The sequence below is a fragment of the Desnuesiella massiliensis genome, from assembly GCF_001403615.1.
Classification (GTDB): Bacteria; Bacillota; Clostridia; order Clostridiales; family Clostridiaceae; genus Desnuesiella; species Desnuesiella massiliensis.
The window spans coordinates 1-21,294 of the sequence record NZ_LN879449.1; the positions used below are offsets into that span (position 1 = coordinate 1).

Consider the following 21,294-nt stretch of genomic DNA (forward strand, 5'->3'; position numbering starts at 1 on the left):
ATAACATCTGGTGATTATGGCATAGAGGTAACACTCGTTCCCATACCGAACACGCAAGTTAAGCTCTATAGCGCCGATGGTACTGCAAGGGAGACTTTGTGGAAGAGTAGGTCGTCGCCAGGTCAATCACTACTAAAATAGTGATTACAAAAATGTTCCGCGATAGCTCAACGGTGGAGCACTCGGCTGTTAACCGATAGGTTGGAGGTTCGAGTCCTCTTCGCGGAGCCATTTTTATTTTTTGTATAAAATTTATACCCTTTATCCATAAGTATTGAAATAAATGGATAAAGGGTATTTTTATGCATAGCCGAAATATCTCTCTAAATGTAGAAACTAGCTAATATATACGTTTACTTAGGGGAAAATAAGCATAGGTGAATTTGTATAAGTATACATTTGCATATAAAATTTATTAGTAATAATTTAGATAAACAACTTTAGCTATTAATTCATACATGCCCCATAATGCCGTGAAGATTGGCACTTTGAAGCATGCATAAATTAAGTTTACGTAATGTTTATCCATGGTACCAAGGATAAAGATTTTCCTCTTAATCTAAGGTATCTTTTTTAATATGTTGAAGGGAGCAGGGAAGATTGGAAAGTCAAAAGAAAAGAGAAGGGTTTTCCTCAGGATTAGCAGTTTTTTTTGCCACATTAAGTTCAGCGGTTGGCTTGGGGAACATATGGAAGTTTCCATATCTTATTGGTAGTAATGGTGGAGGTGCATTTTTGCTCTTATATTTAGTATGTATTTTATTTGTAGGCCTTCCTATTATGATCAGTGAATTTTATATTGGAAGAAAAACTAGGAAAAATGTAATTGGAGCCATTACTGAGTTAAAAGGTAGTACTGGGTGGAAATCTATAGGAGTATTAGGAATTTTTGCAGCTTACCTTATATTATTTTTCTATAGTTCTGTAGCTGGCTGGGTTTATTCTTATGTATTTAAGGCGTTAAAAGGTGATTTTAAGGCGGTGAATGCTGATACAGTTAAGATTGTGTTTTCTAACACCACCATAGGACCAATGCCACCAATCCTATGGCAGATAGTAGTTATAGCAGTAGTCTCAATTATAATAATCCTTGGGGTTGAAAAGGGCATAGAAAGGGTAACGAAAACCCTTATGCCTTTACTATTTGCACTTATAATAATTTGTGATATAAGAGCTATAACTCTACCGGGAGCGTCTGATGGCTTTAAATTTCTCTTCAACGTGGATTTTTCCAAACTAACTAAGGATGCTGTACTAGTAGCCTTAGGATTATCATTTTTTAAGCTATCATTAGGAATGGGTACTATGGTTACTTACAGCAGCTATTTTACTGAAGATAATAACCTGATTAAAACCTCTTTTAAGGTGGCATTATCAGATACTTTAGTTTCATTGTTAGCAGGTATAGCTATATTCCCAGCAGTATTTTCTTTTGGTATGCAGCCGGAGGCTGGTCCAGGACTTTTATTTATGACCATTCCTCTAGTATTTTCACAAATTCCTTTTGGAAGCTTTCTTTTAGTGGCATTCTTTTTATTAAGCTCTATAGCGGCTACTACAGCAATGATGTCTATGTTAGAAGTGCCTATTGCATATTATACAGAGGAAAAAGGAATTACAAGGAAAAAAGCTGTAATAATAAATGCTATAATAATTGGGGTTGTAGGAATTTTAGCTACACTTTCAGCAGATAGCCATAGCCTATTTGGAAATATAAAAGTATTTGGAAAAGGATTTTTTGATCTATTTGATTATATTTCCTCTAATATATTGATGCCTTTAGGAGGATTATTAATTGCATTATTTGTAGGATATAAAAATAGTAAAAGAGATGTACAATTGCAGTTGTCTAATAAAGGTATATTAAATAATGTAGCTATTATAAATATTTATTATTTTATACTTAGATACATTACGCCGCTATTACTATTAATAATATTTTTGTCTTCTACAGGAATTGTAAAATTTTAGCATGATTGATTATATTTAAAACTTTATGAATGCTTTGGCTTTCATAAAGTTTTTTTCATGTGCATATGATGTATAGGGAAACAAGTATAAAATATACCTAAAGTGGATATTTTATATAGTAAATACTATGATATTTCAAAATATTTATAATATTTAATCTATTCAGAAGGAAAAAAGCCTTTTGAATAGAATAGTAATAATATATACATTGCAAAAGTTCTAATACATTCTTCTGATATAAACATCATAAGGGTAATTCAATAATATAAGAACTCTAATGCAATATATGTATAGGCAAAGTATAAAAACATAAATCTAAGTCAGGGGGTCTTGCTAATGAAAGAATACAAAACCAAAAACCTAAGAAACGTAGGAATAATAGGTCATAGTGGATCAGGAAAGACTACATTGACAGAAGCTTTATTGTATTACACCAAAACTATAGACCGTTTAGGTAAGATTGAAGACGGAACTACAGTAACTGATTTTGATGTAGAAGAGAAGAAGAGAAAGATTTCTATATCAGCTTCTGTAGCACCTTTTGAATGGGAAAATGTAAAGGTTAATTTAGTGGATATACCAGGATATTTTGACTTTATAGGAGAGTCTATTCAAGGTATGAGAGCTGTAGACGTGGCTATGATAGTAGTCTGCGGTGCATCTGGAATAGAAGTAGGAACAGAAAAAGCTTGGAGCTATGTAAATAAGATTAAGCTACCTAGAACCTTCTTTATCAATAAATTAGATAGAGAAAATAGTAACTTTGAAAAGGTTTTAAATGGGCTTAAGGAAAAATTTGGTATATCTGTTGTACCTGTTCAATATCCAATAGGTAGCGAAGATGACTTCAAAGGTGTGATCAATGTAATTTCAAGAAGAGCAAGAATTTATAACCCAAAGACGCATGAAATGGAATCAGCAGATATTCCAGAAGAACTTGTAGATAAAGTTGATGAATGCAAGCAAATGATAATGGAGGCTGTGGCAGAAACAGATGAAGCCCTTTTAGATAAATACTTCAGCGAAGGCATGTTAAGTGATGAAGAGATATATAAAGGATTGATTACAGGTTGTGCTAGTGGAGATATAGCACCTGTAATGTGTGGAAGTGCTTTAGAGGTAATAGGAATGAACACCCTATTAGAAGATATAGTTGAATGCTTCCCATCACCTGAATATGCTATTCCTCAAAAGGCAATGGATGTGAAAAAGGGGGAAGAGGTATTTATAAAATTAAGAGAAGATGCTCCATTCTCAGCTTTAGTTTTTAAGACTATAGCAGACCCCTTTGTAGGAAAACTATCATTATTTAGAGTAATCACTGGGAAATCTATTCCAGATATAAGTGTATATAATTCGAATAAAGAGAAAATTGAAAAGTTAGGATCACTGTATTTCTTAAAAGGAAAATCTCAAGTAGCTGCCAAAGAGATTATAGCAGGAGATATTGGTGCTGTAGCTAAGTTGCAGTTTACAAATACAGGAGATACCTTATGCGATCAAAACTTTAATATAGTATATGATAAACTTAATTTCCCTCAGCCTGTAATTTCCATGGCTATGCTTCCAAAGGCCAAAGGTGATGAGGATAAGATTTCTACAGGATTAGCTAAGTTACTAGAGGAAGATCCAACCTTTAAGGTAGCTAGAGATGTAGAGAATGCTGAAACCATAGTTTCAGGGGTAGGAGAGACTCATTTGGAGATTATAGCTAGTAAATTAAAAAATAAGTTTGGTGCAGAGGTTGTGCTTCAAGTACCTAAAATACCTTATAGAGAAACTATTAGAAAGACTTCCGATGTTCAAGGAAAGCATAAAAAACAATCAGGAGGACACGGACAGTATGGTGATGTAAAGATTAAATTTGAACCAAACTATGATGGTGATGATTTAATATTCGTTGACCAGGTTGTAGGTGGAGTAGTTCCAAGAAACTTTATACCAGCAGTGGAAAAAGGTCTAAGGGATTGCATACATCATGGTGTATTAGCTGGATATCCAGTGATAAGGCTTAAAGCTACCTTACATGATGGTTCTTACCATCCAGTAGATTCTTCTGAAATGGCATTTAAAATAGCAGCCTCCTTAGCCTATAAAAAAGGATTAGAAACTGCTGAACCTGTATTACTTGAGCCTATAGTACATGTGGAAGTTCATGTACCAGATGATTATATGGGAGATGTTATAGGAGATATAAATAAAAAGAGAGGTAAGGTTCTTGGAATGGAACCAGAGGATGGCTTACAAAAGGTTATAGCAGAAGTTCCTCTAGGAGAAATGCAAAAATATGCTACGGACTTAAGGTCTATGACTCAAGCAAGAGGACACTTCACCATGAGATTTGAAAGATATGAAGAGATGCCACCTACTGAATCAGCAAAGGTTATTGATGCAGCAAAGGCTTTAAAAAATGAAGCTTAAATTAATTGAAAAATTATAAAATATAACTTAAAAAAGTCGTGGTATATTAGCCACGACTTTTTTAAGTGGCAAAGCCACTAAGTCATCGTAAAAAATAACTAGTCAAAGATGGGGCGTATATTTTGCGTAAGACAAGGACACAGGTTCCATTAATAGTGAACGCAGTATTACGCAAAATAGACGAGTAGACTGACTAGTTATTTTTTGGAGATGCCTTAATACTATAATCAAAGATCTTTCATAGTGTAAGGGAGAAAAAATCCTTCATAATTGTGCATTGTGAACTGTGAATTTAAAAAAGCGACCTATGTCGCTTTTTTCCTAAAAGTTCTCTGCTAAAACCTCGAAATAAGATTGAGGATGAACACAGGCTGGGCAAGTTACTGGTGAACTTTCTCCTTCGTAAATAAATCCACAGTTTAAACATTTCCAAGCCGTTGGCTTTTCCTTCTTAAAGACTAATTCTTTGTCAATATTCTCTGCAAGCTTTCTATATCTTGCTTCATGATGAGCTTCTACTTTAGCGATATTTTTAAAAGCAGCAGCTACTATAGGGAAACCTTCTTCTTCTGCTATCTTTGCAAACTCTGGGTAAAGGCTAGTCCACTCTTCGTTTTCACCATCAGCAGCAGCTAAAAGATTAGCTCTTGTATCTCCTAATGCTACTGGGTAGGAAGCATTGATCTCTACCATCTCTCCATTTAAGCTTTCATTAAGTAGTTTAAAGAATCTCTTAGCATGTTCTTTTTCATTATCAGCAGTTTCTTGGAATATGTTATATATTTGCACGTAACCTTCCTTCTTAGCCACAGAAGCATAATAAGTATACCTATTTCTAGCTTGAGATTCTCCTGCAAAAGCCTTTAAAAGATTTTCAGCGGTCTTTGTTCCTTTCAATGATTTCATAAAAAAGCCTCCTTGTTAATATAATTTATAAAAAGTAATTTTCGTAGGATAAATTACTTTCAAATGGGTATATTAAAATTATAACATCGAATGATTATATTTACATACTATCGACATATAATTAATGGAATGTTTAAATTTGGGAGGAATTTTTATGTCTGATTACAAATTAGATATAACTGGTCAAATTGGTTTAAATGAATATAGCAATATACATGATTATATTGGAATTGTAGATAAAAATGATAAATTCACAATTTCCTTAGACGATGTACAAAATAAAAATATAGATATAATATGCACAATGTTAAGGGGACAAGAGTTTAATATAATTGAACAGGGATCTGGAATAGATGGCAAGTATTATATTTATGCAGTAAAGAAAAAGTAGTTTATACACTAAAACTATATTTAAACTATGTTAAAACCATATCAGATTATGTTATAATTAATAAGATTATTTATTTTATAAGTTTTTATATTATCCTAAATTACTCCCTTTAGGAGTAATTTAGAGATAATAATAAGGACAAGCAAATTAAATGTGGAGGTTTTTCTGACATGAAAAATTACGTTATTGGTATAGACCTTGGAGGTACTAAAATAAGTGCTGCTATTGCAGATTTAAATGGAAACGTTATTTTCCAAACAACTCTCCCTACAAATGCTCAAGAAGGAGAGGAAGCGGTTTTAGGAAGAATGATTTCGGTAATAGAAACTTTATTTGAGAAGTCGAATAAAACTATAGAAGAGGTAGTGTCCATAGGTATTGGTTCTCCAGGTCCCCTTGATGCAAAAAAGGGAATTATAATAACCACACCAAATTTACCTTTTAGAAACTGTGATATAGTATCACCTATAAGAAATAAGTTTAATATACCAGTTTATCTAGATAATGATGCTAATGTTGCTGCTATAGGAGAATTCATGTTAGGAGCGGCAAAAGGTACTGAGAACATGGTGTACATAACTGTAAGCACTGGAGTTGGCGGAGGTGCTGTAATTAATGGAAAAATATATAGAGGAAATACCTCTAATGCTTTAGAAATAGGACATACTACTATATTACCAGATGGCCCAAGATGTAACTGCGGAAATCATGGATGTGTTGAGGCTTTAGCTTCAGGTACTGCCATTGCTAAAAGAGCAAAAGAAGCTATTGAAAGAGGCTTAGACACTACTTTAGCTAACTATGAAAATGTAACCTCCTATGAAGTATTCAGAGAAGCTGAAAAGGGAGATATTGTAGCAACAGACATATTAGACAGAAGTTTAAATTATTTAGGTATATGTGTAGCTAACACCATAACTTCCTTTGATCCCGAAATGGTAGTTATAGGTGGTGGGGTTTCTAAAGGTGGAGACATAGTTTTTGAAAGAGTTCAACAAGTGGTGAATGAAAGATGCTTTAAGGCTATGGCAGAAGCTTGCAAAATAGTTCCAGCAGGCTTAGGAACTGATGCAGGGGTTATAGGAGCAGTGGCGCTAGCCATAATGGAAAGCAAATAGGAGAAGTTAAATGACTACTTTATATATAACAAGACATGGTGAAACAGAATGGAATACTGAAGGAAGAATGCAGGGTTGGAACAACTCTCCCTTAACTTATTTAGGAAAAATGCAAGCGGAGTGGTTAAGAGACAGACTTAAGGATGTAGATTTTCATGCTATATATTCAAGTACTTTAGAAAGGGCTTATCAGACAGCGGAGATAGTAAAAGGACAGAGAAACATAGAAGTAATTAAAAAAGAAGGCTTTAAAGAGATAAGTTTAGGAAACTGGGAGGGACTTACCTCACAGGAAATCGAAGCTATTAATAAAGAACAAAATTATAACTTCTGGAAAGCTCCTCATTTATATATACCAGATGGAGGAGAACATTTTCATGAGTTAATAGCTAGAACCCATAAAGGCATAAAAGAAATATTAGAAAACCATAAGGATGAGAATGTGCTCGTTGTTACCCATGGGGTTACTTTAAAGGCAATAATGTTATATTTTGAGGACAAGCCGTTGGAGAGGCTATGGGATCCTCCTTTTGCACATCAGACAAGCCTTACGGTTATAGAGGCTGATAAAGATAAATATAATGTTTTAATGCATGGGGATACCGCACACTATAGATAAAAAGCGACGAAAGTCGCTTTTTTTAATATCCTTTTTTCTTTGCCTCTAGTCCACTATCATTTAAAGCATTTGGCTCTATACTTTGACTTATTTCATTTTTTGAATGTTGATTTTGGGTTTTAAATCCATTTCTTATAGCATCGTGCTTATTATATTCTTTCTTATTATGAGGTTTCATAAGCTTTTTACCTCCTTTGTAATATTTTTAGATTCATAATTATAGTCTATACTGAAGAAATCATTTTATGCTTAGAATAAATTCAAAGTAAATGTTATTCTATGTAACAGTGGAAGTTTAATACTAGTATATAAAATTAATATCTGCTTAAAATATAATCAAAGCTTTTAGAAAACAATATACTTTGGAAGGAGCTGTAGAATTTCATGGCTAAAAAAGGAATGAGAAGGCCTGATCCAAGTGATGCCCACGGTACCGAGAGTAATAGAAAGCAAAAGTTTCCTAAAAACAATAATATACCATCTAATGTAAATGGTGTGCCAGAGATTCAAGGTAAAGCAAAAGCAGGACATAACAAAGCAAATCCCATAGACTATGATATAAATAATGAAGATTAAAAGGAGTTGATTAGTATGCCAAAGGATAGTCAACCAGATAATAAGCTAGCAAGGATGGAAAAATGTAATTGGGATACTCCTATAACTCGTGAGAGTTCTAAAAACAGCAATAAAACAAGTAAAAAGCAATCCAATCCTCATAGATGGCAATAAAAATTAATGTGGTAATAAAAAAGCAATAATATATTTAAGTAGAAATCTTCTCTGTTTTTTATAAAATAATTTCTCTTAATTTTGTTTTGACCTTACATGGCGAAAAAATAGAAATCTATAAAAACATAAAAAGCAGAGAGGTTTTTCATATATCTACCTACTATAAATAGATTAAAATGGTTTATTTATAGTAGGTAGCTTTAGTTTAACACATGGAAAAAATTGAAACTAAATTGCAGTATGATATAATATTAAAGATAAGGCTTATTGAAAGGAAGTGAAGTTCTGGCTTTTGATTATAGCAAAAAGTAGATATGGAATAAAGTCAGAGATATATGAAGAAAGATTTAAAGGTAGAGATTATTGCAGTAGGAACAGAATTGCTTTTGGGGGATATTGTTAATACTAATGCTCAATTTTTAGCAAAGGAATTAGCTAATTTGGGTATTTCCGTTTATCATCAAACTGTAGTGGGAGATAATGAAGAACGAATATTAAATGCTTTCGAATTGGCCTTCAAAAATTGTGATATTATAATAACCTCTGGGGGACTTGGACCTACAAAAGATGATATTACAAAAGAGATGGCAGCAAAATATTTCAATAAGGAACTAGTTATTCATAAGGAGTCTTTGAAAGCTATAGAAGACTTTTTTAAAGCCAATGGAAAGGAAGGGGAACTAAGTGAAGGAAATAGAAAGCAAGCCTGCTTTCCAGAGGATGCTATAGTTTTAAAAAATAACTATGGTACTGCCCCAGGAGCTATAATAGAAGGGGGAGAACATAAGGCTATAATAGTATTGCCAGGACCACCAAGGGAATTGATTCCTATGTTTAATGAAGAGGTAGTACCCTATTTAAAAAAGTTTACTGATGGTATATTAGTATCTAAGGTTTTAAGGATATTTGGCATAGGAGAAAGCTATATGGCTGAAAAAATTGGAGATATAATTGATGGACAAAGTAATCCTACCATAGCACCTTATGCAAAGGAAGTGGATGTGACTTTAAGAATTACTGCAAAGGCCTCCACTAAAGAAGAAGGCAATATTTTGATTGAACCTATAGAGAAAAAAGTAAGAAAAAGGCTTGGAGAAGATATTTATGGCGAAGGAGAAATTACCTTAGAGGAGGTAGTAGCCCAAAAGCTTATAGATAAAAAATTAACTATAGCTACAGCTGAATCCTGTACAGGTGGGCTGCTGGCAGGAAGGCTAATTAATTATCCTGGAATATCCGAAGTATTTTTAGAAGGTGCTATAACCTATTCAAATGAAGCTAAAATGAAAAGATTAGGTGTAAAAAAAGAAACCTTAGAAGCCTATGGAGCTGTAAGTGAAGAAACAGCTAAGGAAATGGCGGAGGGTATAGCTAAAGCAGCAGGTACGGATATCGGTTTATCTGTCACTGGCATAGCAGGACCTGGTGGTGGATCAGAGGAAAAACCAGTAGGATTGGTATATGTAGGACTTTATATAAAGGGTGAAGTTAAGGCTAGAAAGTTTAATTTTCAAGGAGATAGGCAAAAGGTGCGATTAAGAACAGTAATGAATTCTTTAGACTGGCTTAGAAGAGAACTGTAGATGGCAAAGGGACGTTTCCTCTGCCATATAGGGTTTCTGTGGCATAGGGACGTTTCCTTTGGCACATATAGATAAACACTACGAAAACTTAATTTATACATGTTTTAAAATGGCATCTTTAAGCCATTATGAGACATGTATAAATTAATAGTTGAAGTTGTTTATCTATATAGAGAAATAAGGGTGAAACTTTAACTTATATATAGTTACTAATGGCATCTTCAAGCAATTGTGGTGCATGTATAAGTTTAATAGGTAACTCACACATAGCTTACAATCTTCAATTATTACATTCGGAAGCAGAGATAAGTCAAAAAAGATTTTCTTTTAAAAAATAAAATCCCTCAAAGCTAAATAAATAACCAAGAGGGATTTTGGAAGATTTATATAAATAAAAATGGGGGAGAGGCGAATTAAAGTTCGTTCAAGTCTCTAATTGGAACTTGCATCTTTTCTTTTGTAGCTAGTACTTCTATTTCTGCTGTACCTATTTCTGGATGTATACTTTCAATCCAAATCGGATTATTTTTATAGTGAACTTCTATCTGATTTTTTGATTTTAAAATTGCTGAAGCTCTTTTCATAAGCATTAAAATCACTCCCAACATACTGTAAATTATGCTTAATATTTTCTTTATTTAGATTATTGACATATATACAAGAAATATTCAGATCATAAAAAATTTTTTTACTATATCTAAATATATTTAAAAGAGAGGTGAATAAAATGAAAAGAGTATTTAGATCTAATCTTTTTGCTTTAATATTGATTGTAGGACAAGTTTTTGGAGGGAGATTTATAATTCCTTTGCTTAGAGGCTTTAACTTATCTATTCCTCAATTATTAGTGGTGAATCAAATTATATTTTTAATAATACCTTCACTTATATATTTTTTAATAACAGGACTACCTATAAAAGAAACTCTAAGGCTAAATAAGCTCAAAGGTGATGAAATTTTCAAGATTATTTTAATAGCATTATTAAGCCAGCCTGTAGCTTGGTTCTTATCTTTTTTATCAAGTTTATTTTTTAATAATGACGTAGCAGAGGTATTTAAAGCTATGCAGGGAATATCATATGTTTCCATGTTAATAGTTATGGCTTTAACTCCGGCTATATGTGAAGAAATAACCATGAGAGGAATAGTACTTTCGGGATACGATAATAAAAGTAACTTTAAAGCAGCAATGATGAGTGGCTTGATTTTTGGAATGCTTCATCTTAATGGCCAGCAGTTCTTATATGCTTTTGTATTAGGAATATTATTTGGTTATCTTGTGAGAATAACCAACTCTATCTTTGCTACTATGCTCTGCCACTTTACGTTTAATGGCATACAAGTTACCATGCAGTATTTTTTAGTTAAGGTATTAGGTAAAATAGGAGCTTCCACTACAGCAGCTGATGCAAGAAACATTCCTTTATCAGAAAAGCTCAATACCTTAATAGTCTTATTTTTTATAGCTGCCATATTTGCCGCTATAATATTTGTGGTAGTAAAAGGTATGTATAATAATAGAATTAAGAGAAATGAAGCTTATGAGATAAATAATGAACGCTTAATAGAGGACTCTAACGATTATATATTTAATATACCCTTTGTTATAACTGTGATTTTTTATATTTTCTTTATAGCTAGAATAGCGTAGTAAATAAAAATTGTGAAGCAATTTTTATTTAAAAGGCTATTCTTTAGCCTTTTAAATGCACAATGCACAGTTCACAATTCACAATGAAGGAAATTTTTTCTCTGCTGACGCTGCGAAAAAATTGGGAATTTGTAAAGCGTGGCTAAAGCTTAGCCACGACTTTTTTATGGGTAAAGCCATTAAAATTATAAATTTAGATTTTTCGTAGAGAAGCGGAGAAAAATCCTCCTTAATTGTGCATTGTGCATTTTGAATTGTGAATTGAAAAAAGTGTAACAGATAATTAAAAAGTGTATCTACCCAAAAATGATCTTTGCATATATAATTTAATGGGGTATATAGGGAAAATTTTATAAGTTAGGGGGAGAGAACATAGATCAGCAAACAAAAGTAGAATTAAAAGAAGTCAGAAGAAAAATATATTCCATGATACTGCCTATTACAGCAGAGAATATTTTGCAGATGACGGCAGGGTTTGTATCCATGGCTATGATAGGCAGAATAGACAAAATAGCTATCGCAGCCCTAGGATTAAGCACTAGACTAACTCAGATAATATGGGCATTATTTAGAGGAATAGTTACGGGTGCTTCTGTATTTGTGGCACAAGCCTATGGTGCAAAGGATTACAAGAAGCTAAAAAAGGTTATACAACAAACCTTGTTATCTTCACTAATCCTTGTGATAATATTTGAATTGATAATTTACATATTTGCGCCTCAGCTGCTTAGAATTTTTGGACCGAGTGAGGTGCTATTAAACAATGCTCTAGATTACCTAAGGATTGTAGCTTTGGGACTACCCTTTATGGCTATAATGCTTTTAGTAGCTGGAGTACTTCAAGGCATGGGAAATGCTAAAACTCCACTTAAAATAGCTACTATAATGAATTTTCTTAATATAGTATTTAGTTACGTACTTATATTTGGTAAGCTTTCTTTACCTGCACTTGGTATAAAGGGAGCAGCTATAGGCATAATATCAGCTCAGTTTATAGGAGCTTTACTAGGGCTATATGTGCTGTTTAATAAAGATGGAGTACTACATAGTTTATTTAACTTTAGCTTCTTTAAACTAGATAGAAAAGAGATAGCTGCTATATACAAAGTAGGTTTTCCTTCCTCTATGGAGTCTGTATTTTGGCAAATATCTGCTATAATTCTTACCACGGTTATATTATCCTTTGGAGAAACAGCCTTAGCTGCTTACCAGTTAGGGTTGCAGGCAGAAGCTATATCTTATATGCCTGCCATGGGATTTGCTGTAGCTGCTACTGCTTTTGTAGGACAATGTATAGGAGCAAGGGAACCTGAAAAGGCTAGAAAATATTTAAAAGAGACTGTAAAAGGCTCTATTGTGGTAACTACAGTAAGCGTAATATTGTTTATATTTTTCCCTAAGCTAATTATGCGATTGTTAACCAATGACGTGGAAGTAATAGAATTAGGAGCTAAATATCTCATATTGATGGGATTAGTCCAAATACCACAAAATATATCAGGATTGCTTAATGGAGCTTTAAGAGGAGCTGGATTTACTAAAGTTCCTATGATTGTTTCAGGCATAGGCATATGGGGTATAAGAGTACCTATATCTTTGATACTAACTTATTATTTCAATATGAATATAGTTGCTATATGGGCTGTAATGTGTTTAGATCTAGTATGTAGATTCTTTATAAGCCTTACAATATATAAGAGGCGAGATATATATCATAGTTCTGCCTTAATAACTGAAGCAGAATAAAAAGAAATCAAATACCCTTCAGTAAGAGCGGTAAAATAAGCTTAAGCCGTTCTAGCTGAAGGGTATTTTTATTGTAATTTAAATGAATTTATATTTTTTACTAACTCTTCAGCAGTTTGAGAATTTTCATTGGCTGATACTGCTAAAGTTTCACCTATGGTATTTACTGCGCCTATATTTCCAGATATTTCTCCAGAAGCTCTAGCTATTTCATCCATAGCTAGGTTTAAATCTTCCATGCTTTGAGCAATTCTTGTTACATTTTCAGAGATATTTTTTGAGGTTTCAGCAAAGCTTTCAATATCATTACTAAAGGAAGTCGTATTATTGAAGTACTCATCATTCATCTTTAATAATCTATCGTAATCTTGCAGAATACTTTCTTCAATAACTTGAAGAAGGTATTTTGAAGAAATAGATAAATCGTTAACGGCATCTAAAACCTTAGATACATTATTTTGGATTTCTGTAACTGTGGAAGAGGATTGCTCAGCTAGTCTCCTTACTTCTTCAGCAACTACCGCAAATCCTCTACCTTGTTCGCCAGCACGAGCAGCCTCAATAGCAGCATTTAAAGCTAATAGATTAGTCTGCTCAGAAATTTCTAATATACTATTAGCCATTTGAGATATGTTATGCACAACTTCTGCATCTTGAATAGCCTTTTCCAATTTAAGCTTTGAGTCACTATAGCTTTCTTTAACCTTTACGATAGATCTTTCACTTTCCGCTTTGTGATTTATTACGGTTCCCAATATGTTTTTTGCTTGTATAAGCTTATCAGCTGAAGTTGAAGCAATAGAATTAACTTCATCCTTAGCATAGTTTGCCATGGATGCTACTTCTTCTACAGAGGCGGTGCATTGTTCTATTCCAGCAGATATTTCCTCAGTTGAAGCTGAAATAAGCTGCATTTGTTCAAAAATACCAGAGAATAATTTAGTAGCCTCTATGCCTGATTCGTGAGATATATTTGTTAGTTGTACAACGCTAAGAAGCATTGCCTTTACTTTTTCTATAGAAGCTGATAAGTCTTTATTTATCTTGGCAAACTCATTTTTACCTTCAGTATCTATCTGTACTGTAAAATCCTTTTCAGATATGCTGTTTAGAGCAAGTTTTAATTCCTTTAAAGAATTTTTTATAGCAATGGTAGTTTTAATGGAAATAAATAATAACCATGATAAAGCTACAGCTATTATTGGAATTAAAATCTTCCAAGATAAATGCATATTAACTAGAACTAGAGAACCTACGGAGATTATTATGGCAGTAGCGGTGATTAGTCTTATACTAGATAGAATACCTAAATTTCTATTTTTCATATTTCCCATCCTTTCTAAAATCTAAAATAGATATTTAATTAAATCGCAATACCACATATTACATATTATATACTAAAATGACATAACTAGAAAATAGTTTTTTTCATAAAAATACAAATTTTTCTTTAATTTCGCCTAGATATATAACTCCATATAAATATTGATTTAATTATGGAGTTATAATATAAAATAAAAGCTAATCCTTAATATTAGGATTAGCCAAAAATATACAATAACTTGACTATGAATTATTATCCTTTGAATGGGTATAGATAACCGCTGCACCTATGGCTGCTGCCAAAGTAATACCTATACTGATTCCAATAATTATACTTCTTTTACTTATTAAGCTTAAATCTTTTTTTCTAGCAGGGATAATTATAGCTTCATCCTTCATAGAACCACTCCCCTCATTAAATTATATGAGTATTTTGACTATTATATTAATTTTATCATAATATGTAAGAAAAGACAATTTATCATAGTTTTTTGGTGTGAAAATCAAGTTATAGCACTTTCAATAAATCCTATATAAAAATTCCTTTGACATTGCAAAGCATTATAAATTAAAATATCAATGTATATGTAAAAGTCTATAAAATTGAGGGAGAGAACGATGAGTATATTAACAGTTAAAAATTTAAACCATGGATTTGGAGATAGAGCTATATTAGAAGATGTATCCTTTAGACTATTAAAGGGGGAGCATGTAGGATTTATAGGCGCTAATGGTGAAGGTAAATCTACCTTTATGAATATAATTACTAATAACCTTATGCCAGATGAAGGAGAAGTTATTTGGGCAAACAATGTGAGAGTTGGATATATGGATCAGCATGGCTCTCTAACTAAAGGTATGAGTATAAGAGACGTTTTAAGAGGAGCTTTTCAATATCTATTTGATCTTGAAACAGAAATGAATTCTCTTTATGGAGGCATGGGGGAAATGTCTGAGGAAGAGATGACTAAAGCCCTTGAAAGAACTGCTGTAATTCAAGATATGTTAGATAACAATGGCTTTTATGTTATTGATGCAAAGGTAGAAGAGGTAGCTAAGGGGTTAGGACTTTTAGATTTAGGACTAGATAAAGATGTTTCTGATTTATCTGGGGGACAAAGAACTAAGATACTTTTAGGAAAGCTATTACTTCAAAACCCAGATATATTACTTTTAGACGAGCCTACTAACTATTTAGATGAGGAGCATATAGAATGGTTAAAGAGATATCTTCAAAAATATGAAAATGCCTTCATATTAATATCTCATGATATACCTTTCTTAAATAGTGTAATTAATTTAATATATCATATTGAAAATAGAAGGCTTACAAGATACGTAGGAGATTACAACGAGTTCCAAAGACTTTATGAGCTAAAAAAAGCTCAAATGGAGCTAGCTTATGAAAGACAGCAAAAGGAAATAGCTAACCTAGAAGATTTTATTGCTAGAAATAAAGCTAATGTGGCTACGGTAGGTATGGCAAGATCTAGACAAAAGAAACTTGAAAAAATAGACAGAATAGAACTTGCTCCGGAGAAACCAAAGCCAGAGTTTAATTTCAAACAAGCAAGAGCTTCTGGAAAGGTCATTTTTGAAACAAAAGATTTAGTTATAGGCTATAATGAACCATTAACTAAACCGCTGAATCTTTATATGGAAAGAGGACAAAGGATTGCTCTTGTAGGAGCTAATGGTCTTGGAAAATCTACATTATTAAAGAGTTTATTAGGATTAATACAGCCTTTTTCAGGAGAAATACAAATAGGTGAATACCAATATACTGGGTATTTTGAACAAGAAATAAAGGAAGCTAATTATAGTACCTGTATTGAAGAGGTTTGGAAGGACTTCCCTTCCTTTACACAGTACCAGGTAAGAGCAGCCCTTGCAAAATGCGGATTAACTACTAAACACATAGAAAGTAAAATAGCGGTTTTAAGTGGAGGGGAACAAGCTAAGGTTAGACTTTGTAAGATATTAAACAAGGAAACAAATATACTTATCCTAGACGAGCCTACAAACCACTTAGACGTAGATGCCAAGGAGGAATTAAAAAGGGCATTAAGAGAATTTAAAGGAAGCATTCTCCTAGTATGTCACGAACCAGAATTCTATAGAGATGTAGTTACGGATATATGGAATTGTGAAGAGTGGACATTGAAAACCATATAGTAGGTCCTATTATAAAGATGCAATTTAAATTTAATACCACGGAATTTATAATGTAATGAAATATAATGAGTGATGATATTAAAGTAGCAATACTATTAAGAAGTATTGCTACTGTTTTTTTGATATTACTACGAGTCTAGATGGGTTCATTTTTATAATTTTAAAAGTATATTGACAATAGTTTGATATCAAACTATTTTGCATTATAAGAGAGGAATTAGTTATGGAAGATTACGCTAAAACATTGCCTAAGCATATTGAAAAATATATTGGAGAAAATGATTTATTTTTAGAGATATTCGAAGGAGAAGGCCGTTTTGAAGCAACCGAAAGAAGACCACCTCTGCTTTTTGTGCATGGTGCCTACACTGGAAGTTGGATGTGGAGCAAATATATTCCCCATTTCGTGAATAAGGGCTTCACATGCTATGTAATGAATTTGAGAAGTCATTACAAAAGCAGAGTAATGGATATGACCAGAATATCTTTCGAAGATTATCTTGACGACATTAAGGTGATTATTGCGGAGTGCTGTGAACCTCCTATTGTCATAGGGTTCAGCATGGGCGGAATACTATGCCAAAAGATAGCTGAAAAAGTTAAACTTGCAGGGTTAGTTCTGGTAGATACATCCATAAGTAAGGAAGTAAATAAGATAGTTCCATACAAAGACGTGGAAGAAAACTCGTTAGGAATCATAATAGCTGCTCCATCCCGTGAAGAGAAGTCAAGTATAGATGAGACAGCAGATGACATTAATTTTCAGAAAAAGTATCTTTCAATGGAATCATCAAAGGCAATGGGAGCGATTTCTTGCTGGTTTAAAGGAAATGTTGGTATTTCTATAGATAGCAGTTTGATTACATGTCCATGTCTGGTTATTAAGGCTGTAAACAATGATGATAGTGACAGAAGAGGCAGGGCAACAGCAGAACACCTCAATGCTGAGTACATGGGATTATGGGCAACAACTCATACCGGTCTCCTTGTGGGACAGAGATATTTAGAGGTAGTAGAAAGAATACTAGAATGGTTAAGTAGGTTTTAAAGAGATTATAGTGTTTTAAAAAAATAATAACTATGAAAGCTTGAGAAAGGTATACATTGTACCTGTTACGCGGAACCGTATTATAAATAACGGTGTACCTTTTAGAATAAAATATACTGAACCATTCCATAAGTAACGCAGAAATTTTTGTCATAGTTGGAGTTATAAATATTATTTTAGTATTCAAAACTCTTACCCTAAAAATATGGGTAGGAGTTCTTTTATTTTTTAAAGGGGATAATTAATGATAAAAAAATTAGTTATTTGAGATAATAAGAAAAATATGGTTAATTGTTATAATTTTATAGGATATAATATTATTGGTGATGTATATGAAAATAGACCGATTATTGGAAATAGTAATTATTTTACTTAATAAAGGAACTATTACTGCAAAAGAGCTTGCAGATAGATTTGCTGTCTCTACAAGGACCATATACAGAGATGTTGATGTACTTTCCGCTGCAGGAGTGCCTGTCTTTACCAATAAGGGTAATGGGGGAGGTATATCTCTTTTAGAAAATTATTCCTTAAATAAAGCCCTTATATCAGAGCAGGAAAGCGAAGGTCTTATATTCGCACTTAAAACATTACAAGCAACTCAATATCCAGAAATCGATAAGATACTAGATAAAGTTGGAGCTATGTTTAAGCGTTCTAACTCAGCTGATTGGGTATATATTGACTTCTCACCATGGGGCAGCAACCCTAATGAATATAATAAGTTTATTGATATTAAAAAGGCAATTCTTGAATGCAAAGTCATAATATTCGATTATGTGAATTCAGAGGGAAAGAAAAGTAGAAGAAGTATTGAGCCTATGAGACTTATTTTTAAGGGACAAGCGTGGTACTTATGGGGTTATTGCAGGGCTCGCCAGGATTATCGTACATTTCGTATTTCCAGAATTAAAAATGTGGATCTAACAAATGATTTATTTGAAAGAAAAAAGCTTGAAGTTATAAGAAATGTTGAATGTAATGAAAATCCAAAAACAATGATAGCTTTAAAGCTTAAGTTTTATCCAGAGGCGTTATATAGGCTTTATGATGATTTTGACTATGAAGCTGTAATTAAAAATGATGATGGAAGCTATAACGTAACAGCAATTTTTCCTGAGGATGAATGGGTATACGGATATATCATGTCTTTCGGCTATTATGTAGAGGTTTTGGAACCAGAGCATATACGCAAAATAATTGAGGATAAGGCGAAAAAGCTTTTAAAATTTTATGATAAATAAATTCGAATATGACATACAGTAGTCTTATTTAATGGAATATTATCTTTATAAGAAACTGAGGGTATTAGAAAATAAAGGGAGGAATTTAAGATGATAGAAGTACCTGAATCTTATGTGTTAGTAAAACAAATTAATCAGGTGTTGAAGGGAAAGGTTATTAAGCACGCTGAGGCGAATCACTCTCCTCACGCTTTTGCATGGTATACAGGAAATATTGATGAATATCAAGAGAAGCTATTTGGTAAAACCATTACCTCTGCCGATGTACATGGCGGAACCGTGAGAATAAGAGCAGAGGATGTGGTAATGATTATTTCTACTCCTATCAGATTCCATAGAGAAAGTGAAAAACTCCCCCAAAAGCACCAACTCTATATTCAGTTTGAGGACTCTACTTCAATTACCTGTGCGGTACAGATGTGGGGATGCATGTTTTGTTTTAATGAAAATGACCCAGAGGGAATACCCCAAAACTATGTTATTAATAATAATAATCCATCTCCTCTGGAAGATATGTTTGATGAGGAGTATTTTAAGACTTTGCTTAAAAAAGAGAAGCTTTCTTCGCTATCAGCAAAAGCTTTTCTTACAACAGAGCAGCGCATAACAGGACTCGCTAACGGCTCCGCACAAGACATACTTTGGAATGCAAAAATTCATCCTAAACGTAAAATGTCAACCTTATCTGAAGATGAGCTAAAAGAAATGTACAAGTCTTTAAAAAGTGTTGTCACGGACATGATGGTACAAGGTGGGAGAGATACAGAACGAGATTTGTTTGGTAATCCTGGAGGATATAAGACGGTTTTGAGCAAAAAGACAGTTGGTAAGCCATGTCCTATTTGTAATACTATAATTAGAAAAGAAGCATATCTTGGAGGAAGCATATATTATTGTCCAAGCTGCCAAAAGTTATAGGTTTAAATTAAATAGTATGATACCTATGAAAATATTCATTATAGAAGCAATCTGACAAATTTATATAACAATATTCAAGTGATAAAATTAAGATTTAATTCCAAGTGAGGCATATATTAATAATTTTAAAGTTAGGGGGAAAACAACATGTCAGAATCAATTGATTACAATGATTCTATTATTATGGATACTTTTAAAAATGAAGTTTGCGAAAAACTAGGAAAAGAGTCTTGGAACTATCTTACATCAGGTATTGGTACTCCAGATATTCATAATGAAGCAAAGTGTGGGTGCAGTACTATGAGACAATTCATGAAAAGGTTTGACGATATGACTGATAATGCTGTAGCAAAAGATATTTTAACTCATGTAAGACATGGGCTTCAGCATTCTCAGTTCGCATTCGCAAAAGAAAAGTTTGTTAAATACAACAATATTGATGATTTCATAGAAGCGTGTCTTGATGAAGAAATTAAAACTTTTACTAAGCTAAGAGATACAGACGAATCTTTTTACGGTCAAGTAATAAATGACGAAGTTCTTGAATTCCTTTTAAATGAGCCTGGTATATTAACTGCTATACGAAAAGGGTCAGAGCTACACATAACTGCATTTCCTAGCAATATGGTGGAATATTTAAAAGAAACAGATGAACGTAAAAAACGTTATCATGCGTGCCATTGCCCATTTGCAAAGGAATCTATTTTGCACGAAAAGGGAGAGGTATCTAAAACGCTATGTTATTGCAGCTTAGGACATATAAAGATAATGTGGGAAACAATATTTGATATGGAGCTTGACGGAGATGTTGTGGAATCAGCTTTAAATGGAAATCTATTATGTAAGTATGTTGTTTATCTTCCAAAAGAAATTATGGACAAATATGTATAACTATTGTGGATTCCTTTGGTGGAAGCAAACTGTACTATAAATATGATAAGCTCGGGTGTTTCATCAAAAAGCCACAGATAAGAAAATTTGCATTTTATGGAGTTTTTATGTGGGTTCAGAGCAAATAGGAACTTTCATACTGCAATTATGATACTAAATAATATTATTGAGAGTGGTAAAATAAACTACGTAGTAGATTCAGATATATCGTAATATTTATTAATTGGGAGTGTTGCAAAACTACTCTAAGCAGTAGTTTGCTTCACTCCTTTTTTGTCTTTGAATAAGAATGGATCATGAAAACATGGACATTGGCCCAGGCTTTTTATGGGTTCTTGATTTTTTAGACGCACTTAAATAAGCCTAACACATTTTCGAGAAATTTTGTCTTACTCTTAGGCTATTTTTACTTCATGAAGATGTTTTTTGCACCTATCATTTTGTATTTTTGAATGCAATTTATTTATATTGAAACCAAAACAAAGAAGAAGGAACTCATTCTTAACACTATTTTTGCCACGTGTTAAGAAACGATTGAATTGGTAGTCATTTTTTAGTAC

21 protein-coding genes, 1 tRNA gene and 1 rRNA gene are annotated in these 21,294 nt (G+C 32.8%); 17 read left to right on the plus strand and 6 right to left on the minus strand.

Annotation, left to right across the window (positions count from 1 at the left end; translation table 11 throughout):
* The first annotated feature begins 6 nt into the window (after positions 1-6).
* The 4 genes from rrf (at position 7) to fusA (ending at position 4,392) form a co-directional block, all read left to right on the plus strand.
* Positions 7-123: ribosomal RNA gene (gene rrf / locus BN2665_RS00080) — 5S ribosomal RNA — on the plus strand.
* A 33-nt stretch (positions 124-156) separates the two neighbouring features.
* Positions 157-231, plus strand: a tRNA-Asn gene (locus BN2665_RS00085).
* 369 nt (positions 232-600) lie between these two features.
* Complete coding sequence (locus tag BN2665_RS00090; protein ID WP_055665094.1) at positions 601-1,971, plus strand: sodium-dependent transporter; 1,371 nt, start codon at positions 601-603, stop codon at positions 1,969-1,971.
* A 336-nt stretch (positions 1,972-2,307) separates the two neighbouring features.
* Complete coding sequence (gene fusA / locus BN2665_RS00095; protein ID WP_055665095.1) at positions 2,308-4,392, plus strand: elongation factor G; 2,085 nt, start codon at positions 2,308-2,310, stop codon at positions 4,390-4,392.
* Between the two features lie 321 nt (positions 4,393-4,713).
* Here the strand turns inward: fusA and rbr are convergent, their stop codons facing one another.
* Complete coding sequence (gene rbr / locus BN2665_RS00100; RefSeq protein WP_055665096.1) at positions 4,714-5,298, minus strand: rubrerythrin; 585 nt, start codon at positions 5,296-5,298, stop codon at positions 4,714-4,716.
* Positions 5,299-5,452: 154 nt separating this feature from the next.
* Between rbr and BN2665_RS00105 the strand changes: the two genes are divergently transcribed.
* The 3 genes from BN2665_RS00105 (at position 5,453) to BN2665_RS00115 (ending at position 7,426) form a co-directional block, all read left to right on the plus strand.
* Positions 5,453-5,689: a hypothetical protein gene (locus BN2665_RS00105; protein WP_055665097.1), complete on the plus strand. Its 237-nt coding sequence runs from the start codon at positions 5,453-5,455 to the stop codon at positions 5,687-5,689.
* A 170-nt stretch (positions 5,690-5,859) separates the two neighbouring features.
* Complete coding sequence (locus BN2665_RS00110; RefSeq protein ID WP_055665098.1) at positions 5,860-6,807, plus strand: ROK family protein; 948 nt, start codon at positions 5,860-5,862, stop codon at positions 6,805-6,807.
* A 10-nt stretch (positions 6,808-6,817) separates the two neighbouring features.
* Complete coding sequence (locus BN2665_RS00115) at positions 6,818-7,426, plus strand: histidine phosphatase family protein (protein ID WP_055665099.1); 609 nt, start codon at positions 6,818-6,820, stop codon at positions 7,424-7,426.
* 22 nt (positions 7,427-7,448) lie between these two features.
* Here BN2665_RS00115 and BN2665_RS27240 read toward each other — a convergent pair whose 3' ends face one another.
* Positions 7,449-7,604, minus strand: coding sequence for a hypothetical protein (locus BN2665_RS27240; RefSeq protein WP_195892634.1), 156 nt, complete (start codon positions 7,602-7,604; stop codon positions 7,449-7,451).
* A gap of 206 nt (positions 7,605-7,810) precedes the next feature.
* Between BN2665_RS27240 and BN2665_RS00120 the strand changes: the two genes are divergently transcribed.
* The 3 genes from BN2665_RS00120 to BN2665_RS00125 all read left to right on the plus strand — a co-directional run bounded on the left by BN2665_RS00120 (position 7,811) and on the right by BN2665_RS00125 (position 9,738).
* Positions 7,811-8,002 (plus strand): hypothetical protein, encoded by a 192-nt coding sequence (locus tag BN2665_RS00120; RefSeq protein ID WP_055665100.1) that lies wholly within the window; start codon positions 7,811-7,813, stop codon positions 8,000-8,002.
* A 15-nt stretch (positions 8,003-8,017) separates the two neighbouring features.
* The gene (locus tag BN2665_RS27245; RefSeq protein WP_195892635.1) at positions 8,018-8,155 is read left to right on the plus strand and encodes a hypothetical protein; all 138 of its coding nucleotides are present in this window, start codon (positions 8,018-8,020) and stop codon (positions 8,153-8,155) included.
* 335 nt (positions 8,156-8,490) lie between these two features.
* Positions 8,491-9,738 carry a competence/damage-inducible protein A gene (locus BN2665_RS00125; RefSeq protein ID WP_055665101.1) on the plus strand — a complete coding sequence of 416 codons (1,248 nt, stop codon included), beginning with the start codon at positions 8,491-8,493 and terminating at the stop codon, positions 9,736-9,738.
* Between the two features lie 413 nt (positions 9,739-10,151).
* Here BN2665_RS00125 and BN2665_RS26090 read toward each other — a convergent pair whose 3' ends face one another.
* A complete protein-coding gene (locus BN2665_RS26090; protein ID WP_074042177.1) occupies positions 10,152-10,328 on the minus strand; it encodes an H-type small acid-soluble spore protein in 177 nt (58 codons plus the stop codon).
* Positions 10,329-10,465: 137 nt separating this feature from the next.
* Between BN2665_RS26090 and BN2665_RS00130 the strand changes: the two genes are divergently transcribed.
* The gene (locus BN2665_RS00130; protein WP_055665102.1) at positions 10,466-11,389 is read left to right on the plus strand and encodes a CPBP family intramembrane glutamic endopeptidase; all 924 of its coding nucleotides are present in this window, start codon (positions 10,466-10,468) and stop codon (positions 11,387-11,389) included.
* Between the two features lie 372 nt (positions 11,390-11,761).
* Positions 11,762-13,135 (plus strand): MATE family efflux transporter, encoded by a 1,374-nt coding sequence (locus BN2665_RS00135; protein WP_074042178.1) that lies wholly within the window; start codon positions 11,762-11,764, stop codon positions 13,133-13,135.
* 68 nt (positions 13,136-13,203) lie between these two features.
* On the opposite strand, the gene BN2665_RS00140 is transcribed toward BN2665_RS00135, so the two are convergent.
* Positions 13,204-14,460, minus strand: a complete 1,257-nt coding sequence (locus BN2665_RS00140; protein WP_055665104.1) for a methyl-accepting chemotaxis protein — start codon at positions 14,458-14,460, stop codon at positions 13,204-13,206.
* A gap of 241 nt (positions 14,461-14,701) precedes the next feature.
* Complete coding sequence (locus BN2665_RS26805; RefSeq protein WP_154674822.1) at positions 14,702-14,857, minus strand: hypothetical protein; 156 nt, start codon at positions 14,855-14,857, stop codon at positions 14,702-14,704.
* Positions 14,858-15,076: 219 nt separating this feature from the next.
* On the opposite strand from BN2665_RS26805, the gene BN2665_RS00145 reads away from it, so the two are divergent.
* The 5 genes from BN2665_RS00145 to BN2665_RS00165 all read left to right on the plus strand — a co-directional run bounded on the left by BN2665_RS00145 (position 15,077) and on the right by BN2665_RS00165 (position 20,734).
* Positions 15,077-16,633 (plus strand): ABC-F family ATP-binding cassette domain-containing protein, encoded by a 1,557-nt coding sequence (locus BN2665_RS00145; RefSeq protein ID WP_055665105.1) that lies wholly within the window; start codon positions 15,077-15,079, stop codon positions 16,631-16,633.
* Positions 16,634-16,856: 223 nt separating this feature from the next.
* On the plus strand, positions 16,857-17,681 hold the full coding sequence (locus BN2665_RS00150; RefSeq protein ID WP_055665106.1) for an alpha/beta fold hydrolase: 825 nt from the start codon (positions 16,857-16,859) through the stop codon (positions 17,679-17,681).
* A 332-nt stretch (positions 17,682-18,013) separates the two neighbouring features.
* Complete coding sequence (locus tag BN2665_RS00155; RefSeq protein ID WP_055665107.1) at positions 18,014-18,925, plus strand: helix-turn-helix transcriptional regulator; 912 nt, start codon at positions 18,014-18,016, stop codon at positions 18,923-18,925.
* Between the two features lie 90 nt (positions 18,926-19,015).
* Positions 19,016-19,843 (plus strand): endonuclease VIII, encoded by an 828-nt coding sequence (locus BN2665_RS00160; RefSeq protein ID WP_055665108.1) that lies wholly within the window; start codon positions 19,016-19,018, stop codon positions 19,841-19,843.
* Positions 19,844-19,990: 147 nt separating this feature from the next.
* On the plus strand, positions 19,991-20,734 hold the full coding sequence (locus BN2665_RS00165) for a hypothetical protein (RefSeq protein WP_055665109.1): 744 nt from the start codon (positions 19,991-19,993) through the stop codon (positions 20,732-20,734).
* A 395-nt stretch (positions 20,735-21,129) separates the two neighbouring features.
* On the opposite strand, the gene BN2665_RS00170 is transcribed toward BN2665_RS00165, so the two are convergent.
* On the minus strand, positions 21,130-21,294 hold a 165-nt coding region (locus BN2665_RS00170; protein WP_195892636.1), incomplete at its 5' end, for a transposase.

Excerpts from the sequence above, each read along its gene's own strand:
- BN2665_RS00145 (WP_055665105.1), top strand. The coding sequence starts at position 15,077 with ATGAGTATATTAACAGTTAAAAATTTAAACCATGGATTTGGAGATAGA.
- BN2665_RS27240 (WP_195892634.1), bottom strand. The coding sequence starts at position 7,604 with ATGAAACCTCATAATAAGAAAGAATATAATAAGCACGATGCTATAAGA.
- BN2665_RS00105 (WP_055665097.1), top strand. The coding sequence starts at position 5,453 with ATGTCTGATTACAAATTAGATATAACTGGTCAAATTGGTTTAAATGAA.
- BN2665_RS00120 (WP_055665100.1), top strand. The coding sequence starts at position 7,811 with ATGGCTAAAAAAGGAATGAGAAGGCCTGATCCAAGTGATGCCCACGGT.
- BN2665_RS00140 (WP_055665104.1), bottom strand. The coding sequence starts at position 14,460 with ATGAAAAATAGAAATTTAGGTATTCTATCTAGTATAAGACTAATCACC.
- BN2665_RS27245 (WP_195892635.1), top strand. The coding sequence starts at position 8,018 with ATGCCAAAGGATAGTCAACCAGATAATAAGCTAGCAAGGATGGAAAAA.
- BN2665_RS00165 (WP_055665109.1), top strand. The coding sequence starts at position 19,991 with ATGTCAGAATCAATTGATTACAATGATTCTATTATTATGGATACTTTT.
- BN2665_RS26805 (WP_154674822.1), bottom strand. The coding sequence starts at position 14,857 with ATGAAGGATGAAGCTATAATTATCCCTGCTAGAAAAAAAGATTTAAGC.
- BN2665_RS00160 (WP_055665108.1), top strand. The coding sequence starts at position 19,016 with ATGATAGAAGTACCTGAATCTTATGTGTTAGTAAAACAAATTAATCAG.
- rbr (WP_055665096.1), bottom strand. The coding sequence starts at position 5,298 with ATGAAATCATTGAAAGGAACAAAGACCGCTGAAAATCTTTTAAAGGCT.
- BN2665_RS00150 (WP_055665106.1), top strand. The coding sequence starts at position 16,857 with ATGGAAGATTACGCTAAAACATTGCCTAAGCATATTGAAAAATATATT.
- BN2665_RS26090 (WP_074042177.1), bottom strand. The coding sequence starts at position 10,328 with ATGCTTATGAAAAGAGCTTCAGCAATTTTAAAATCAAAAAATCAGATA.
- BN2665_RS00110 (WP_055665098.1), top strand. The coding sequence starts at position 5,860 with ATGAAAAATTACGTTATTGGTATAGACCTTGGAGGTACTAAAATAAGT.
- BN2665_RS00115 (WP_055665099.1), top strand. The coding sequence starts at position 6,818 with ATGACTACTTTATATATAACAAGACATGGTGAAACAGAATGGAATACT.
- fusA (WP_055665095.1), top strand. The coding sequence starts at position 2,308 with ATGAAAGAATACAAAACCAAAAACCTAAGAAACGTAGGAATAATAGGT.
- BN2665_RS00155 (WP_055665107.1), top strand. The coding sequence starts at position 18,014 with ATGAAAATAGACCGATTATTGGAAATAGTAATTATTTTACTTAATAAA.
- BN2665_RS00130 (WP_055665102.1), top strand. The coding sequence starts at position 10,466 with ATGAAAAGAGTATTTAGATCTAATCTTTTTGCTTTAATATTGATTGTA.
- BN2665_RS00125 (WP_055665101.1), top strand. The coding sequence starts at position 8,491 with ATGAAGAAAGATTTAAAGGTAGAGATTATTGCAGTAGGAACAGAATTG.